Origin of the sequence: Sphingomonas soli NBRC 100801 (assembly GCF_001591025.1) — a bacterium.
GTDB classification, from domain to species: Bacteria; Pseudomonadota; Alphaproteobacteria; order Sphingomonadales; family Sphingomonadaceae; genus Sphingomonas; species Sphingomonas soli.
On sequence record NZ_BCTZ01000022.1, the window covers coordinates 14,506 to 30,578 of the forward strand.

A 16,073-nucleotide genomic window follows, 5' to 3' on the forward strand; every position below is an offset into this window, starting at 1 on the left:
CGAGTCCCCCGTTGGAGAACATCATGAAGCATATGTGCCTTGCGCTTGCGCTGGCCACCACCGCGCTTGCCGGCCCGGCGATCGCGCAGAGCGCGAAGCCCCCCGCTGAGAAGCTGCACGTCGATCACCGCTATTTCACGCTTCCCAACGGCCTGCGCGTCGTGCTGGCGAAGGACGAGATCGCGCCGACGGTGACGGTTGCGGTCTATTACGGGATCGGCTTCCGCGTGGAGCCCAAGGAGCGCACGGGGTTCGCGCATTTGTTCGAGCATCTGATGTTCCAGGGCTCGAAGCATGCGCCCAAGGGAGTGTTCGACAAGACGATCACCAATGCGGGAGGCGTGAACAACGGCTCTACCCGCTTCGACTTCACCAACTATTACGAGATCGTGCCCTCGGGCGCGCTGGAACGGATGCTATGGCTGGAGGCCGATCGCATGGCCAATCCGGTGATTGATGAGGTGGTGCTCAAGAACCAGCAGGGCGTGGTCGGTAACGAGGTGAAGGTCAACGTCCTCAACCAGCCCTATAGCACCTGGCCGTGGATCGACCTGCCGATGCTGGCCAATACCAACTGGTATAACAGCCACAATTTCTACGGCGAACTCGCCGAGATCGAAGCGGCGACGGTGCCCGACGCGAAGGAGTTCTTCGAGGCCTTCTATCGTCCGTCGAACGCGGTGCTGATCATCGCAGGCGATTTGGAGTATGACGCCACCAAGGCGATGGTGGAGAAGTATTTCGGTGGCATCGCCAAGAAGCCGCCCGTGGTCCAGCCCGACATTTCCGAACCGCGCCAGACGGTGGAGAAGTTCAAGAGCCGCGTCGATGCGCTGGCACCCAAGCCCGGCTTTGCGGCTGGCTATCACGTGCCGGCACGCGGCACGCCCGAATGGTATGCGATGGGGCTGATCGACCAGATCCTGCTCCAGGGCGACGACAGCCGCCTCTACACCAAGCTCGTCCAGGAAACCGGCATCACCGGCGGCGTGGATGGCGGGATCAACGGCGATCTGGGCAATATGTTCGATTACAAGGGGCCGATGCTGTGGAGCTTCAGCTTCACGCATGACACGACCCGCTCGACCGCACAGATCACCAAGGCGGTGGACGAAGTGATCGAAGGCCTGCGCACCAAAAAGGTGACCGCGGACGAACTGGCCCGCGCGCGCACCAAGATGCGTTCCGACCTGTACGGCACGATCGATGGCGGCGGGCGGATCGGGCTGATCAACCTGCTGGGCGTCTATGCGCTGTTCGACAACGATCCGGGGGCAGTGAACCGTATCGAAGAGGGCTTCGCCAAGGTGACCCCCGAACTGATCCTGAAGACTGCGCAGGAATATCTGCGCCCAACCAATCGATCGATCTATGTGGTCGAGCCAGGCGCTGCGGCGCCGAAGGGAGGCAAGTGATGAAGCGCGCGCTTTTGCTTACCGCGGCGCTGTTCGCCGCAACGCCCGCGCTGGCGCAGGACAATTTCCCGCCCGCGCCGCCGATCGCGGACCCCAAGCCGTTCAAGCTGCCCGCGACCGAGACGTATCGCCTGCCCAACGGCATGACGGTCACGCTGGTGCCCTATGGCATCGCCCCCAAGACGGTGGTTTCGCTGCGCGTTCGCGCGGGGAGCGCGATCGAGGGCGATACGGTGTGGCTCGCCGACCTGACCGGCGCGATGATGAAGGAAGGGGCAGGGGGGCGCACCGCCGGACAACTCGCCACCGCCGCCGCCAGCATGGGAGGCGACCTGAACCTGGGCGTGGGCCAGCAGACCACCGCGATCACGATGAACGTGCTCTCTGAATACGCCCCCGATGCGATCTCGCTGATCGGCCAGGTTGCGATCAAGCCCGATTTGCCGGCGAGCGAGCTTGCGCGTGTGAAGGCCAATCTGGGCCGCCAATTGTCGCAGGCGCTCGCGCAGCCCGGGACACTTGCGGACATCGCGCTGGGGCGCACCATCTATGGCCCCGACCACGCCTATGGCCGCCTCGTGCCGACCCAGGCGCAGCTCGCCAGCTACACGATCGATCAGGTGAAGGCGTTCCATGCCAGCCAGTTCGGCGCGAAGCGGGCGCATCTCTACATCGCGGGCAAGTTCGATCCCGCCGCCGTGAAGGCGGCGATTTCCAGCGCCTTCACGGGCTGGGCCGCGGGTCCCGAGCCGCTTACGATCGCGGCACCGCATAGGCCCGGCCCGAAGGTGATCCTGGTCGACCGCCCGGGGGCGCCGCAGACGACGCTGCGGCTAGCCTTTGACGCGCAGCTTGCGGGCAGCGAGAGCGACATCCCGCAGCGCGTGACCAACTCGCTGCTGGGCGGCGCGTTCAGCTCGCGCATCACCACCAATATCCGCGAGGACAAGGGCTACACCTATTCGCCGGGATCGGGCGTGGCGTTCCAGCCGGGCGATGCGCTGTGGACCTTCGAGGCGGACGTGACGACTGCCCAGACCGGCCCGGCGCTGACCGAGGTGTTCAAGGAAATCCGGCGGATGCAGGACGAACCTGCGTCTGACGTCGAGTCCAAGGGCATCCGGACCTATATGGCCGGATTGTTCTCGATCCAGAACTCGACCTCAGGTGCCGTGATCGGCACGCTTGCGAGCCGCGACCTGCTCGGCCTGCCGGCGGACTGGACCGATCGCTACGTACCTGCGGTGCTGGCAGTCGGGCCGGACCAGATGCAGGCATTTGCCAAGGCGGGCTACCCGCTCGACAAGCTCACGCTCGTTGTGGTGGGCGATCTCAAGACAGTCGAGCCGCAGCTCAAGGCGCTGCCCGAGCTGGCGAAGTTGCCGTTCGAAACGGTGGAGGTGCCCTAATGCAACATAGCAACGTCATCCTGGCCCAAGGTCGGGATGACGGCTTTTTAATTGCTTTGGCACGACGCTGAGCAGCGCCTGTTTGAGTTCGGGGTAGAGCAGATCATTGCCGAGGCCCGAGATGTGATCGCCGTCGAAGAACAATGGCCGGCCGCCGGGAAGCGCCTGACAGGTTTCGCCGGGGCACAGCACGGGGAGCGAATCCCAGAGCGTCACGCCCGGCACGCGCGCGGCAAGGGTGCTCATCGCGCGCATTGCGGTGCGGCGGTGCTTGAGCATCGTATCATGATCGATGGTGAGCCCCCGGCAGATCGGATTGTCGCGGTTGAACCAGTCGGCGCAGCGGAAGGTGGGGCTGGGGAAGATCGGTTTGGGCGCTTCCAGCACCAGTTTCGCGCCGCCGCTTCCAAGCTGGCTGAGCAACTGGCGGGCTTCCTCTAGCGTCGCGTCGCTCACCACGTCTCCCGCAGGCCCTACCGCATCGCGATCGCCCGCCCAATGATTGGCGATGCGGGTGAGGCGGAGGCCGGGCAGGAAAACGATATCGTTGGGCTGCGCCCTTGCCCGGATATCGGCGAGCACGGCATCGTAAAAGGGCGCGCAGCGCGGGCGCGAGGCGTGGCTTTCGATCAGCTTGAGATAAGGACAGCCAGGCCTGAAATAGAGCCGCACCGGCACGCCCAGATCGGCGGCGAGCTGGCGAAGCGCGGGGGTGTAGGCGACACCGTGCGAATCCCCCGGTGCGAATAATGCGAAGCCCGCAGGCGGCGTGGAGCAGGCGACTGGCGTCCAGACATTCACCTTGCCCCCGCCGAGCTTTTCGACGCTGGTTGTGACGGCGCAGTGGCTGCGCGCCGGGTCGAGCGGCCGATCCGGATCGGCATACCAGGCGGCGCGATCGCCGGTGACGCTGAGCGTGATGCGGTCATGCGCGGCGAACATTGCGTGCCCGCCCAGCGCGGCAAGGATCACGGCGAGCGAGATGCCCGCGACGACGCGTCCCCGCGAGGCGGCCAGGATGCGCTTGCTGCTGCGCAAAGGCTTTTCGACCAGAAAATAAGACAGGATCGCCAGCACGATCGCCAGCGCAAGCGCGGTTAGCTGGAGGACGATCGTGTGGAGCCCGCCGGTCCAGCGGAACAGCACGAATACTGGCCAATGCCAGAGATAGAGCGAGTAAGAGAGCAGGCCGATCGCGACGAACGGCTTGCTCCCCAGTACGCGCGACGCGCCGCCTGCGCAGATCGCGGCGATCAGCCCGAGAGTGCCCAGCACGGGCAACAAAGCGAACGGGGAGGGGAAGAGCGGACCTTCGGAAATCGCGAAGCCGGCGGCGATCACCAGCACGGATACCGGGGCGAGCCATGCCTGCCGCTTTCCCCAGCCCAGCCATTGATCGCGGGTGAGGCACAACAGCATGCCCGCGCCCAGTTCCCAGAAGCGCGAGAAGATCAGGTAGAAGGCGAATTTGGGGGCAAAGAAGCCCAGCACCGCGCAGATTAGCAACGAAACGCCCGTCAGGATGGCCACCCAGCGTATCGCGCGGCTCCCCATGTGGAGCCGCTGGTGCCAGAACAATAGGAGCGGGAAGAGCAGGTAGAATTGCTCCTCCACGCCGAGCGACCAGGTGTGGGTGAAGGGATTATAGGCCGCCTGGGGGCCGAAATAGGTTTCCGTGTCGATCGCCAGGACGATGTTGCTGAGCCCGAAGAATGCAAAACGGCCAACCTGTGCGATCGAATTGCTCAACCATGCCTGGGGCACGAACAATTGCGTGGCCAGGATGGTGACCAGCAGCATGACGACGAGCGCGGGCATGATCCGCACCAGTCGGCGCGCATAGAACCAGCGCGCGAGCTCGCCGAGGCTGGCGAAGTCGCGCCCCATCAGCGAACCGGTCACCACGAAGCCCGAGATCACGAAGAAGATATCGACGCCGGTGAAGCCGCCCGGCAGCAGCCGGGGCCAGAGGTGGAAAAGGATGACCGAGACGACCGCGACCGCGCGCAGGCCATCTATCGCCGGAATATAGCCGAGCTGCCCCGGCCTGTCTGTGGCTGCGTTCATCGCCCCCACGCCTAAGCCAGGCAGGCGTGCCCGACAATCCGCCCTGCGCGTGCGGCGGACCGAGGCGGGCAGGTGCGGGCGTGCAGTTTCAATTCATTTTCGCGGTATTACCCCGGTGTCCGTGCATGCGGGCAAATATCTGCCGGGTCTGATCGTCGCGTTCGCGGCGCTTCCGGCGCACGCCCAGCAGACGGCCCCTTCGCCCGCACCCGCGCCAACCCCCTCTCCGACGCGGCCGCCGGTGACGATCCTTCCGGCGATCGTGCCCGAACGCTTCAGCATCGGGCCGCCGACCCAGACGCCGACACCGGTTCCGACGGCAGCGCCTGCGCTCGTGCCCACGCCAAATGCGGCCGCCGCCTCTCCCACGCCACGGGCGCCCTTGCGGGAGCCGGTGCGCCTTGCGCCTGCGCCGCAGGCGGTTGCGACGCCAACGCCTCGCCCGGTGGCGACGCCCTCGCTCGTGCCGGTGACGACGCCGTCGCCCATTGTGACGCCCGCGCAGCCACAGGTGATCGCCACGCCAGCCGCGGACGAGGCTTCGGGCGGGCCTCCCTGGCTATGGGCGCTGATCGGGGCGGGCGCGACCGCTGCCATCGGTTTGGCCGGATGGCTGCTGGCGCGGCGCAGGCGGCCGGAAGCGGAGGCCGAACCCTTGCCCGCTGCGCTGGCGTCCCCGATGCCACCGGTTCGTGGCCCCAGCCCGCGCATCACGCTGCCCCAGCCGTCCGCCGCCGAGCCTTTCGACATCGCGGTGCAGCCGGTGAGCGTCGAGATTGGCGAGCATCAGGTGCTGATCGGGATCGAGCTGCTGATAGCGAACACCAGCGGCACCGCTGCGGAGGGGATCCGCATGACGGCGGCGGCGATCAGCGCCAGCCCGCGCCAGGATTCGCAGATCGCGGCGTTCCTGAACGGATCGCAGATCGCGCAGGCCGACACGCCCTTCGATCTGGCCGCAGGTGCTGGCGGGCGGGTGCCGGTGCAGCTCATGCTGCCGCGCGAGGCGCTGCACGTGGTGGATTTGGGCGGACGGCCGATGTTCGTGCCGATCGTCGCGATCGACCTGCGCTGGCGGGGCGGGCTCAGCATCCGCCGCTTTGGCGCAAGCTTCATGCTGGGCGGCGCAGGGCCGAGCCGCAAGCCAGGTCCGGTATGGCTCGATCGCGGCCAGCCGCGCGGGCCGTTCGCCGCTAGCCGCTATAGGCCCGCTTCCTGAAATACAAAAAAGGGCGGCCCCGAGGGACCGCCCTTTCTGTTCGTCTGCCATGAAGCAGAAGCCGTTCCCGCTCGCGAGAGCAAGCCCGAGCGCCCGGAGGCGCAGCGGCTTACTTAACCTCGACGGTCGCGCCGGCTTCTTCGAGCTGCTTCATGATCTTCTCGGCTTCGTCCTTCGACACGCCTTCCTTGACAGCCTTCGGAGCCGACTCAACCAGGGTCTTGGCTTCGGTCAGGCCGAGGCCGGTGATGGCGCGGACTTCCTTGATGACGTTGATCTTCTTGCCACCGTCGCCGGTGAGGATCACGTCGAACTCGGTCTGCTCTTCAGCAGCCGCACCACCGGCAGCGGCGCCGCCAGCGGCCGGACCGGCAACTGCAACAGCAGCAGCGGCCGAAACGCCCCACTTCTCTTCGAGCAGCTTCGAGAGCTCAGCAGCCTCGAGGACGGTGAGAGCCGAAAGGTCGTCGACGATCTTGTTCAGGTCAGCCATGATAAAACTCCATTCAAATCAATTTGTTGAAAGATAGATCTCGAAAAAGATTTACGCTGCGTTCTTTTCGGCATGTGCCGAGAGGACGCGTGCGATCTGCGCCGCAGGTGCCTGGGTGATCGTTGCGAGCTTGGTTGCCGGAGCAACGAGCAGGCCAACGAGCTTCCCGCGCAGTTCGTCGAGCGACGGCAGCGAGGCGAGCGCCTTGATGCCTTCCGCGTCGAGCGCCTGCGCACCCATCGCGCCGCCGACGATCTCGAACTTGTCGGTCGTCTTGGCGAAATCGATCGCGACCTTGGCAGCGGCGACCGGATCGACCGACGTTGCAAGGCCAACGGGGCCGACCAGCAGTTCGCCGAGCGAACCATAATCGGTGCCGTTGAGAGCGATCTTGGCAAGCTTGTTCTTCGAGACCTTATAGGTCGCGCCGGCTTCACGCATCTTGTTGCGCAGGACAGTCGACTGGGCGACGGTCATGCCGAGGTTGCGGGTGACAACCACCACGCCGACCTCGTTGAAGGTTGCGTTCAGTTCGGCGACGGCTTCGGCCTTTTGAGCACGATCCATGCCATTCTCCTCATATGAGTCTCCCTTGCGGGAAACCCGGTTCACTGATGTCCGAGGGAGCATGATCGTCGCGGCCGGGAGATCCCGGGCATGACCCGAACGCGCTGCACAGAGCGAGGTTCGGTGAAAAATCTGTCCCCGTCTTGGCTGGAAATTAAGCCCGGCAAATCCCGGTCACCAACTGTCTCGGACGGTTTCCTGCCGAAGCAGGAGGCGCGCACATAGCGGATTGTGCAGGCAAGTCAACTTGACGGGTAGGAGATTGTGGGCAAGCTCCCCGTGCCTCGACACCTGGAGAGGCGCGATGCCCGAGATGACCAAGCCGCAGGCGCGCAGCTGCGCCGCGTTCCTCAAATCGCTGCGCCGCACCGGCAATGTCAGCATGGCCGCACAGGAAGCGGGCACGCACCGCCAGACGCTCCAGCGCTGGCGCGCGCGCTTCCCCGACTTCGCCAGCGAATGGGACGCCGCGATCGCCTTTGCCGAAGCGCGGCTGATGGAGGCGGGGGAGGTGCGCGCGGACGGCGAGGGGGCGGTGACCAAGGGCGGCGAATATTGCGTGCGCGCGACGCGCGGCCGGCGGATCCAGGTGCGCCGCGCCAAGCCGGGCCTGCTCACCCCCGCAGGCGAACGCACCTTCCTCGCGCACCTGGCCGCGACCGCCAATGTGCGGCTGTCGGCAGCAGCGACCGGGATCGGCTGGAACGCGATATACGCACGCCGGCGCAACGCGCCGGGCTTCGCCGAACAGATGGATGCGGCGCTGGCAGAGGGATATGAACGGCTGGAGATGGCGCTGGTCGCCAATGCGATCGCGTCGCTGGACCCGGCCGGGCGCGATGGCTGGCGCGCGGACGCGGGGGAGATGCCCGAGCCGCTGGAGCGCATGTCGCTCGACAACGCGCTGCTGCTGCTGAGCTACCGCCGACCGGCGATCATCGAAGGCCGGCACCACGCCCATGCCGGGCCGCGCTACGCGACGCGAGAGGAGACCGACGCGGCGCTGACGAAGGCATTGGACGCGGTGGAACGGCGAATGGCGCGGGACAAGGCGAGGGGAGCGACTCGATAGCGCCGGGCGTAAACCGCCGTACTTTGTGGCTTACCCCTCCCGTGGAGGGAAAAGTTCGTTCCACCGGCCGACGATGCCAGTTCCGGGACGGCCCGCCCCCGGGGTTTTGCTGCCGAAACCACTATAATTCCACGCCGGAGCGTAGTGAACGATGAGGGCGTATTCGGCCGCGAAAACCCACCACTCACTGCTGAACGTCAGATAGCGACACTGGACATCGGCTAGAATGATGTTCTGCCTACTATCAATCTTACTGACATGCTCTGCTAGCCGCGCTCTCAGCGTTCGACCGCTCTTGGTAGTCTCTTTGGAGGCCTTACCGACGTAGACGAGTTTGCCTTCGTAATAGAGCGCGTACACGCCACTTTCACGCGGCCCGACGCCTCGCTCCAGTGGCAATAGCGGGCTCGCCTCAAGCTTTTCGATCACCTGAACACGAATGCCTTCATCCAAATCGAAGTCGAAGTGGTGAGGATCATCCGATGGCGTCATGCCACTCTTTTGCACAATACAGCGCGCGATGTCACCTGGCGGGCTAGGCAGCTTGCTTCAAATGAGAAGCGACATTCGTGGCAATTACGCGAGCGAGTTCCACGGGAACCGCGTTCCCTAGCTGGCGCATCGCCTCCGACCATGAACCATGCAGATGATAGCTGTCGGGGAAAGTCTGTAACCGCGCACTTTCTCGCACCGTGAAGTACCGGACTGACCCATCCGGTCTCGCCAGCATATTCTCGCCGCCGGGAACGCCGTGGACGCCGGCTTTCAAGGTCTTCGCGGCTTCGTCGAGTGGGCTCCCGGTATGACCAGGATAAGAACGCGCGCCTAACTGAACGCGATGGTCTGCGAAGACTAGTGACGGAGTTGCTGTCGGTTCCGGTAAATCGGCTATTGCGTCCCGAACGGTTCGCCACGCCTTGGCTCTCGGCTTTTCGCGCAGCCTCATACCGCGCTCGTACAGGCGGCAATCCAAATTTCGATCGATCCGGGCTACTTTATGCCGGTCCCAGTATTCTTCCCCACGACATTGGTCCCATAGCAGCGCCTCTAGCGAATGCGTCTCGTCTGGAAAGCTCCACTCAATGCCCAAATCCGACCGAAAACCGACAAAAACAACACGCTCGCGACGCTGCGGAACGCCGTAATTCGCTGCGTTGAGCACCCTAGGAACAACCCGGTATTCGAGACCCGTCGTAACTCCTGAGGTGTGATGCTGTTCAAGTCTCGCGAGATGATCGATCCATTCCTCGTCCGCGCGCCCGTCGATTTCAGGATAGTTCAACTGGAGCACGATGTAGGAAAAATAGGTAGCGAATGAAGCGCGCGTCAGCCCTTTGACATTCTCAAAAATGAACGCCTTGGGTTCAATCTCACGGACCGCTCGGACGGCTTCGGGCCACATGTCACGTGAGTCTTTGTGCGCGCGATGTTTCCCACCAAGAGAAAACGGCTGGCAGGGGGGGCCGCCGCTAACCAAATCAACCTTACCCTGTAGATCGCCGAAATTCACTCCTCGCACATCGCCCTCGATGGGGTTGGGCCAATGCGCAAGGGGGCTCTTATCTTTCTTTCGGTTCTCGCGAATCGTGTCGCAGCACCAGCGATCCCATTCGACTACCCGCTCCGGCGTAAACCCCGCCTTCGAGATGCCCATGCCTAACCCACCAGCACCAGCGAACAGTTCAACGGCGTTCATCGATTGTCCTCTTCGCTCAGAAAGGCGATCAATTTGTTCTTCAATTGTTCTGTATTGCGCATCTCACATTCCCACACAACCAGAAATCGCCATCCAAGCGCCGACAGCTCGGCCTGGCGACGCAAATCTCTGTCGCGGTTGCCGTTCAATTTCGGCTCCCAAAAGTCCAGTCACGATTTTGGCATGCGCGCGAGTCTGCAGTTCGGATCCGGGTGCCGGTGCCAGAAACAACCATGAACAAAGATTGCTTTCCGCCGGGCTGAAAATGCGAGGTCCGGCGTCCCGGGTCGGCGACGATCATACAGTCGGTACCGAAATCCCATTGCGTGTACGATCCGACGGACAAGCATCTCGGGCTTGCTGTCGCGGTTCCGAACACGCGCCATTCGTTCACTGCGGCCCGATGGCGATAGCGTGTCCATTCACCAACAATATAGTGGTGCGCGACTGGCGCGCCATAATTTGGAGTTATCGAGCGACTTCTCGGGAGCGCTACCCTTTCACCCCGGCAACCCCGCCAGCAATACCCGCGCCTCCGCCGCTTCGGGCGATTCATAGGCGCCCTGTGCCACGGGGATCAGCGTGCGGCGTGCGGCCTCGATTGCGCCGCGTTTGGCTAGGGCTTCGCCTAGCAGGAGGCGGGGGCCGGGGGATGCGGGGACGGTGTCGGCGGCTTTCATCAGGCCCTCTACCGCGACGTCTGGCGGGGTTTCGCCCGCGTCGGCAAAGCTGCGATAGTAGAGGATGAGGGGGAGGGGGCTTTCGGGATTGTCGCGATTGGCGCGGGCGAGGGTGGCGCGGGCCTTTTTGAGGCCGGCGGCGCGGTTTGATGCGGCGAGGGCCATGCCGGTCTGCCCGGCGCCCTTCCAGGCCAGCGCGTCGCTGCTTGTCGGATCGATCGCCAGCGCGCGCTCGGCCGCGGCGAGGCATTCGAAGGCGCGGCCGCTGCGGCATTCGGCCTCCGCGAGGAGGAGCTGGGCGTCGCGGTTGTTCGGATAAAGCTGGGCGTCGGCGCGGAGCTTTTCGAGCCATTTGTCGCGCTCCGCGATGGCGGTGGCGCGCAGGGCCGCGAGGTCGCGGCTGCCGGCGGAGGGCACGGTGACGCGCGGCCCCACCTCGAGCCGGCCCTTGACGAATGCGGCCTGCCCCTCGGTAAGGCGGCGGACGATGGGTGCTTCGGCAAGCGTCGCAGGGAAGTTCACGCGGACATAAGGGACCTTGCGATTGTCATAGACGGCGAGGTCGCGCTGGAGCTTGGCGAGATCGCCGAACGCAGCGGAGGCTTGGGCCAGCGTGTAGCCCGAAGCGATCTTGGCCAGATAGGCGCGCAATTGCTGGCGGCGCTCATCGTTGAAGAACAGCATGTGGGTGAGCGCCCAGGCATGATAGGGTGTCCAGCGCGTTCCCGCCTTGTCGTCGGTCAGATACTCGCCGGTCAGCACCTTTGCCGCAGGGTAGCTCAAGTGATTGTCCAGCACCCTGGTGTAATCGGCGGGCGGGCGGCCGAACTCGATTTCGCTGCCGTCCTTGATCGCGACGGTCGCGACCAGCTCGCCAAAGCCATCGACATACCAGCGCGGATAGGCGTTGGGGAAATAGGTGAGCAGGTAATGCCGCGCGTAGCCGGCATAGATGCGGCCTTCGGCGGGGATCGTCACGGAAAGTTCGTTGATCTTCACCGACAGGTCGCCCGGGCCGACGAACTGGACCGTCTGCCCGGTATAGGGAACGGGATCGAATGCGCGGGCGCCTTCACCCTGTGGGCCGAGGCCGGGCGGCGTTACCGGATCGGGGACGAGCTGTGCCGAGCGGAGAAAGCCGTTGAGATCGGCGCCGCGCCGCAGCTCGACATTCTGATCGTAGCGCGACGCGGCCATCACCGCGCCATCGTCTCGCGGATCGTAATAAAGCGCGCTGCGGAAGGCGGGGGCATAGGGGCCCGGCTGCGCGCGTGTATTCCTGAGGCGCATTGCGGCGAACTGGGCGGCGTCGCCCACCAGCGTGATGCGCAGCTTGACGGTGTTGTCGGGGGCATCGGTGCGCCCGAGCAGGGCGGAAAGCATGAAGTGCAGCCGCTCGAGATTCTGCGCGATCCGGACCAGCTCGGTCTCGCTTCCATCGCTCAGCACGATCACATGATCGGTTTCGGCGACGCGCCAGTTGCTGAGGCGATCACGGGTGCCGGTTACGGTGATCGAATCGTCGCGCGAAGTCTGTGCGAGCGCCGGTGTCACGGCGACGCCGATCGATGCCAGCGCCAGCATCGCACGAATGCCCGGCATATATCCCCTCCGTTCTGGTTAGCGCTAACATGCCTGCAAAGCGCCGCGGGGGGAAGAGGCGACGGAGGGGAGGGGCGGGCGGCACGAAAAAGGCCGGGAGCTTTCGCCCCCGGCCCGTTTCGTTTTCGCGGTGGCGAAGCGGCTTACGCGCCGGCGACGCCAGCGGTGTCGACCTTCACGCCCGGGCCCATCGACGAGCTCATCGCGACCTTGCGGACATATTTGCCCTTGGCGCCGGCGGGCTTCGCCTTGACGACGGCATCAACCAGCGCGTCGAAGTTCGCGCGCAGGTCTTCGGCCGGGAACGAGACCTTCCCGATGCCCGAGTGGATGATGCCCGCCTTTTCGACGCGATATTCGATCTGGCCGCCCTTGGCCGCCTTGACCGCGCCGGCGACGTCCATCGTGACGGTGCCGAGCTTGGGGTTCGGCATCAGGCCCTTCGGACCCAGAACCTTGCCCAGGCGACCGACGATGCCCATCATGTCAGGCGTGGCGATGCAGCGATCGAAATCGATCTTGCCGCCCTGGATGGCTTCCATCAGGTCTTCCGCGCCGACAACGTCTGCGCCAGCCGCAGTGGCTTCCTCAGCCTTCGCGCCCTTGGCGAACACGCCGACACGGACGGTCTTGCCGGTGCCCTTGGGCAGCGTCACAACGCCGCGGACCATCTGGTCTGCGTGGCGGGGATCGACGCCGAGGTTGAGCGCGACTTCGACGGTTTCGTCGAACTTCGAGGTGGCATTCGCCTTCACGATCGCGATCGCTTCGTCCACGCCGTGGAGCTTGTTCGCGTCAACGGCCCAGGTCTTCTGCTTCTTGGTGAGCTTCGCCATGGTCTTAACCCTCCACAACCTGGAGGCCCATCGCGCGTGCGGAGCCTTCGATAATCTTGGTAGCAGCTTCGAGATCGTTCGCGTTCAGATCCTTCATCTTGACCTGCGCGATCTCGGTCAGCTTCGAACGGGCGATCTTGCCCGCGGAAACCTTGCCCGGCTCCTTCGAGCCCGACTTCAGGTTCGCAGCCTTCTTGATCAGGAAGGTGGCCGGCGGAGTCTTGGTCTCGAACGAGAAGCTCTTGTCCGCATAGACGGTGATCACGGTGGGGATCGGAACGCTCTTTTCGAGGTCCGCGGTCGCCGCGTTGAACGCCTTGCAGAATTCCATGATGTTCACGCCGCGCTGACCCAGAGCCGGGCCGATCGGGGGCGAGGGGTTCGCAGTGCCCGCGGGCACCTGCAGCTTGATATAGCCGGTAATCTTTTTAGCCATGTCACTCTCTTTCAAGTCTAGCGGTACAAGCGACGGCCGAGGCCATCTCCCGCAAAATTCCATCGCTGTGCTTTGGAAGAGCGCGCGGTTAGCCGAAAAGCATGCTGCTTGCAATGTAGGATTTTGCCGCGCGGAGCGCGCCCGCGAGGGTTTCCCGATCGCCGAAGCCGCGCGGGGTGAACGCGGGGAGTCGTGGTTGTTTGGCCGGGAAGTCCTGACGGGACTGCTGGCGCTGGATCAGGTGACGGGCTGGTCGAAGGCGGATGCGGAGAAGGAACCGCATGATGCGACGCGGGCGCTGTTTGGGGGATGGCGGGTGCGGGGTGGGTGAGGGGGAGTCCGAATTGGGGACCGTTCATTGCCCGAAAGGTCGGCGTGGGCTGCCTATGGTCAGGTTCGACCAATCACCAAAAACTTGTCGGCCCCGGCGAAGTCGCGCGGAGGCTAGCTCGTGAGGCAACAGCATCCCTATCTCCCGATAGGGTGCCGACCAGGTCCTGGCGTCATCCCTCTCAACCTTGCGCCATGCAAGGAGGCTCTCAGACAGTTGGTGAAACTGGTGCCATCCTGGCCAAAATTGCGTTGACGTGTCATAGGCTGCATAGTGGAAGGATGCTTTCCGTAGCTCGCAATCGACGAAAATAGCGCCGCACACGGATGTGTCATCTAGTACTGCACCCGTCAGATTCGTTCGAATAAACTCGGCGTCTCTGAGGTTCGCGCATTGTAATTTTGCATCATTACAGTCGGCATTCCTCAGCTTTATGCCAGTAAGAGTGGCGTTGTTCAATGTTGCCCCGACAAACGTTGCCGACTCGCACATGGCGTACTGTAGCGTCGCGTCCAATGCGAATATCTTGTTGAGGTTTGATTGTCGAAAGTTGCAAGAATCCAGCACTGCGCCTGGCATTTCCGATCCTGACAAATCGCTTCTTGCGAATGATAAACCAGATAAATCTATGCCTCGTTTAAGTTTGAGGTTGCGATATGATCGGCCCTCTAAAGAATAACCGCTGCGAAAAAAATAGATCCAGTCTTCTTCTATGAGTTCTCGTAAGTTTTCGTAAACTATCGGAGAGAGGCTAAACACATCATCTGAAAAATTAATTTGGTAATCATCTAATCGTTTAGGTCGCGCGAGAAGTGCGGAATAAAGTTCAAATGTTGACCGCCTAAATGTCTCCCCATATTCTCCTCGCAGATAACCCCGAAGTTGGTGAAGAGCTGCAATTTGCAGGGTCTCTCTTGCGCCCAAGTCAACTTCTTTAGAAAGGGCTCCCGCAGCTCGGATCTGGATATCTGAGAATTCTCTTAAATTCGTGTCCTTTCGCTGGTTGGCTAGTTGATCTCGAACATTCAGATCGCGCCAGTTCCAGAGCACAAACGCGGTCGGCAAGCCAAGGACGAGGAACAATGTTCGAACCAGTGCCTCCCAATCGGGAGAGGATCCGGCCTTAATCTCGGTTTCTGGAAAGAAGATAAGACTTTGAACACGACCGGATGCAACAACATAGTCAATGATGATCGCCGCGAACGCACTGCCCAAGATCACGAGCAAAAGCGTCCGAGGGCGGGAAAGGTAATTTAACGGCCCTCTCCGCTCATGTGGATCGAACGTGGATTCGGACGCATGGCGAAGTTTAGAGACGTATTTTGACCGCATATCGTGATCTATAGTAAAATATGTTCCCGAGAATACGATATTGAATCATAAAACAAAAGAGGCGGGGGGGTTCCGTCCCGTCCTGTTACATCGTGGTGATTGGCGTGTTTTACGCCCGAAACTAATTCCGGAACAGTGGCGTCTCAGCTTTCCGGCCTGCGCTACGTCGATTATCACTTCGAACGATCCAGCAATTCCCCCAGGCTCGGCGGCTTTTCCACCAGCGTTGGATAAAGCGAGTAGCAGTCGGACCAGAATTTGGCTCCCGCCCCCGTCCCGCGCGATGCGCATCTGAAGGCGCGGCGGGGTTGGGGCAGCGTCCTACGGGAGGAACCCGGGCGGGGGGCTCCAGTCGAGCTTGGTGGGGTTTGGCGCGATGTTGCCGCCGATTGGCGCTCCGGCGGTATAAGTATGGCAACCGGCATAGGTGCCCGGGGTCTGGGTATATCCTTCCCGCGCAAGTCGCGCCTTCCAGGATGCGGTCATCTCGTCATACATTTTCGGCTTCCACACGACCTTGTAAACATCGGTGTAGAATTTGGTTTCGGTCAAACGCCAACCGGTGGTTTGCCGGACTTCGGCCGTGCAGATCACATCCTCGGTAATTCGCGCTGCCTGTGCAGAGCTTTGGGTTGCGACACCGCACGAGAACAACGCCGCCACAATCAAGAGCTTGCGCATGACTATTTCTCCCCTGGGCGAGAGTCTAACTGCGGGGCCGTATGCTCGCAAGACGGATATGTTCAAGAGCGCTGGGCAATGAGATGCCGACAAGGGCGCGGCGTTTGTCTTTCCGGCTTTGGGTGGGGAGCCGACATTCCCCGCATCGAGCCTAGTCATCCCGGACCTGTTCCGGGATCCACCTGGCGGCACTCGATGGACAAGAAGCTCCAGCCTGAACACCTGCGGCTTGGTGAA

The 16,073-nt window shown here is 63.1% G+C and carries 17 protein-coding genes; 5 read left to right on the forward strand and 12 right to left on the reverse strand.

Annotated features, from left to right (window positions below; all coding sequences use genetic code 11):
- Positions 1-23: 23 nt before the first annotated feature.
- Entirely contained in the window at positions 24-1,415 is a 1,392-nt protein-coding gene (locus tag SSO01S_RS15420) for a M16 family metallopeptidase (RefSeq protein ID WP_066800724.1), read from the forward strand.
- Positions 1,415-2,824, forward strand: coding sequence for a M16 family metallopeptidase (locus SSO01S_RS15425; protein ID WP_066800680.1), 1,410 nt, complete (start codon positions 1,415-1,417; stop codon positions 2,822-2,824). Before SSO01S_RS15420 ends, SSO01S_RS15425 begins: the two co-directional genes overlap by 1 nt.
- A 15-nt stretch (positions 2,825-2,839) precedes the next feature.
- Here the strand turns inward: SSO01S_RS15425 and SSO01S_RS15430 are convergent, their stop codons facing one another.
- Entirely contained in the window at positions 2,840-4,891 is a 2,052-nt protein-coding gene (locus SSO01S_RS15430; RefSeq protein WP_066800683.1) for an acyltransferase family protein, read from the reverse strand.
- A 115-nt stretch (positions 4,892-5,006) separates the two neighbouring features.
- On the opposite strand from SSO01S_RS15430, the gene SSO01S_RS15435 reads away from it, so the two are divergent.
- Complete coding sequence (locus SSO01S_RS15435; RefSeq protein WP_066800686.1) at positions 5,007-6,110, forward strand: hypothetical protein; 1,104 nt, start codon at positions 5,007-5,009, stop codon at positions 6,108-6,110.
- 109 nt (positions 6,111-6,219) lie between these two features.
- Here SSO01S_RS15435 and rplL read toward each other — a convergent pair whose 3' ends face one another.
- Together rplL and rplJ are read right to left on the reverse strand one after the other, a co-directional pair.
- Positions 6,220-6,603, reverse strand: a complete 384-nt coding sequence (rplL, locus tag SSO01S_RS15440; protein WP_066800688.1) for a 50S ribosomal protein L7/L12 — start codon at positions 6,601-6,603, stop codon at positions 6,220-6,222.
- 51 nt (positions 6,604-6,654) lie between these two features.
- Positions 6,655-7,170, reverse strand: a complete 516-nt coding sequence (rplJ, locus tag SSO01S_RS15445; protein WP_066800691.1) for a 50S ribosomal protein L10 — start codon at positions 7,168-7,170, stop codon at positions 6,655-6,657.
- Between the two features lie 304 nt (positions 7,171-7,474).
- On the opposite strand from rplJ, the gene SSO01S_RS15450 reads away from it, so the two are divergent.
- On the forward strand, positions 7,475-8,242 hold the full coding sequence (locus SSO01S_RS15450; RefSeq protein WP_066800700.1) for a hypothetical protein: 768 nt from the start codon (positions 7,475-7,477) through the stop codon (positions 8,240-8,242).
- A gap of 30 nt (positions 8,243-8,272) precedes the next feature.
- Here the strand turns inward: SSO01S_RS15450 and SSO01S_RS15455 are convergent, their stop codons facing one another.
- From SSO01S_RS15455 to rplK, 7 genes are all read right to left on the reverse strand, one after another.
- Positions 8,273-8,734 (reverse strand): Eco29kI family restriction endonuclease, encoded by a 462-nt coding sequence (locus tag SSO01S_RS15455; RefSeq protein ID WP_066800702.1) that lies wholly within the window; start codon positions 8,732-8,734, stop codon positions 8,273-8,275.
- 43 nt (positions 8,735-8,777) lie between these two features.
- Positions 8,778-9,938 (reverse strand): DNA cytosine methyltransferase, encoded by a 1,161-nt coding sequence (locus SSO01S_RS15460; protein ID WP_066800704.1) that lies wholly within the window; start codon positions 9,936-9,938, stop codon positions 8,778-8,780.
- A complete protein-coding gene (locus SSO01S_RS17945; RefSeq protein WP_245646841.1) occupies positions 9,935-10,087 on the reverse strand; it encodes a hypothetical protein in 153 nt (50 codons plus the stop codon). The genes SSO01S_RS15460 and SSO01S_RS17945 overlap by 4 nt, the downstream gene beginning before the upstream one ends.
- A 21-nt stretch (positions 10,088-10,108) precedes the next feature.
- Complete coding sequence (locus SSO01S_RS17950; protein WP_281178707.1) at positions 10,109-10,360, reverse strand: very short patch repair endonuclease; 252 nt, start codon at positions 10,358-10,360, stop codon at positions 10,109-10,111.
- A gap of 78 nt (positions 10,361-10,438) precedes the next feature.
- Complete coding sequence (locus tag SSO01S_RS15470; RefSeq protein ID WP_066800707.1) at positions 10,439-12,220, reverse strand: tetratricopeptide repeat protein; 1,782 nt, start codon at positions 12,218-12,220, stop codon at positions 10,439-10,441.
- 143 nt (positions 12,221-12,363) lie between these two features.
- The gene (gene rplA / locus SSO01S_RS15475; RefSeq protein WP_066800709.1) at positions 12,364-13,056 is read right to left on the reverse strand and encodes a 50S ribosomal protein L1; all 693 of its coding nucleotides are present in this window, start codon (positions 13,054-13,056) and stop codon (positions 12,364-12,366) included.
- 4 nt (positions 13,057-13,060) lie between these two features.
- Positions 13,061-13,492 carry a 50S ribosomal protein L11 gene (gene rplK, locus SSO01S_RS15480; protein WP_066800712.1) on the reverse strand — a complete coding sequence of 144 codons (432 nt, stop codon included), beginning with the start codon at positions 13,490-13,492 and terminating at the stop codon, positions 13,061-13,063.
- A gap of 196 nt (positions 13,493-13,688) precedes the next feature.
- Between rplK and SSO01S_RS18010 the strand changes: the two genes are divergently transcribed.
- Complete coding sequence (locus SSO01S_RS18010; RefSeq protein ID WP_281178708.1) at positions 13,689-13,823, forward strand: hypothetical protein; 135 nt, start codon at positions 13,689-13,691, stop codon at positions 13,821-13,823.
- 24 nt (positions 13,824-13,847) lie between these two features.
- Here SSO01S_RS18010 and SSO01S_RS17320 read toward each other — a convergent pair whose 3' ends face one another.
- Together SSO01S_RS17320 and SSO01S_RS15490 are read right to left on the reverse strand one after the other, a co-directional pair.
- Positions 13,848-15,038, reverse strand: a complete 1,191-nt coding sequence (locus tag SSO01S_RS17320) for a pentapeptide repeat-containing protein (protein WP_169798369.1) — start codon at positions 15,036-15,038, stop codon at positions 13,848-13,850.
- A gap of 438 nt (positions 15,039-15,476) precedes the next feature.
- Entirely contained in the window at positions 15,477-15,836 is a 360-nt protein-coding gene (locus SSO01S_RS15490; protein ID WP_066800718.1) for a hypothetical protein, read from the reverse strand.
- Between the last annotated feature and the right edge of the window lie 237 nt (positions 15,837-16,073).

Coding starts and splice junctions, on each gene's coding strand:
- SSO01S_RS17950 (WP_281178707.1), bottom strand. CDS start 10,360: ATGGACACGCTATCGCCATCGGGCCGCAGTGAACGAATGGCGCGTGTT.
- rplA (WP_066800709.1), bottom strand. CDS start 13,056: ATGGCGAAGCTCACCAAGAAGCAGAAGACCTGGGCCGTTGACGCGAAC.
- SSO01S_RS15430 (WP_066800683.1), bottom strand. CDS start 4,891: ATGAACGCAGCCACAGACAGGCCGGGGCAGCTCGGCTATATTCCGGCG.
- SSO01S_RS15490 (WP_066800718.1), bottom strand. CDS start 15,836: ATGCGCAAGCTCTTGATTGTGGCGGCGTTGTTCTCGTGCGGTGTCGCA.
- SSO01S_RS15420 (WP_066800724.1), top strand. CDS start 24: ATGAAGCATATGTGCCTTGCGCTTGCGCTGGCCACCACCGCGCTTGCC.
- SSO01S_RS15470 (WP_066800707.1), bottom strand. CDS start 12,220: ATGCCGGGCATTCGTGCGATGCTGGCGCTGGCATCGATCGGCGTCGCC.
- SSO01S_RS15455 (WP_066800702.1), bottom strand. CDS start 8,734: ATGACGCCATCGGATGATCCTCACCACTTCGACTTCGATTTGGATGAA.
- rplL (WP_066800688.1), bottom strand. CDS start 6,603: ATGGCTGACCTGAACAAGATCGTCGACGACCTTTCGGCTCTCACCGTC.
- SSO01S_RS15460 (WP_066800704.1), bottom strand. CDS start 9,938: ATGAACGCCGTTGAACTGTTCGCTGGTGCTGGTGGGTTAGGCATGGGC.
- SSO01S_RS15425 (WP_066800680.1), top strand. CDS start 1,415: ATGAAGCGCGCGCTTTTGCTTACCGCGGCGCTGTTCGCCGCAACGCCC.
- SSO01S_RS15450 (WP_066800700.1), top strand. CDS start 7,475: ATGCCCGAGATGACCAAGCCGCAGGCGCGCAGCTGCGCCGCGTTCCTC.
- rplJ (WP_066800691.1), bottom strand. CDS start 7,170: ATGGATCGTGCTCAAAAGGCCGAAGCCGTCGCCGAACTGAACGCAACC.
- rplK (WP_066800712.1), bottom strand. CDS start 13,492: ATGGCTAAAAAGATTACCGGCTATATCAAGCTGCAGGTGCCCGCGGGC.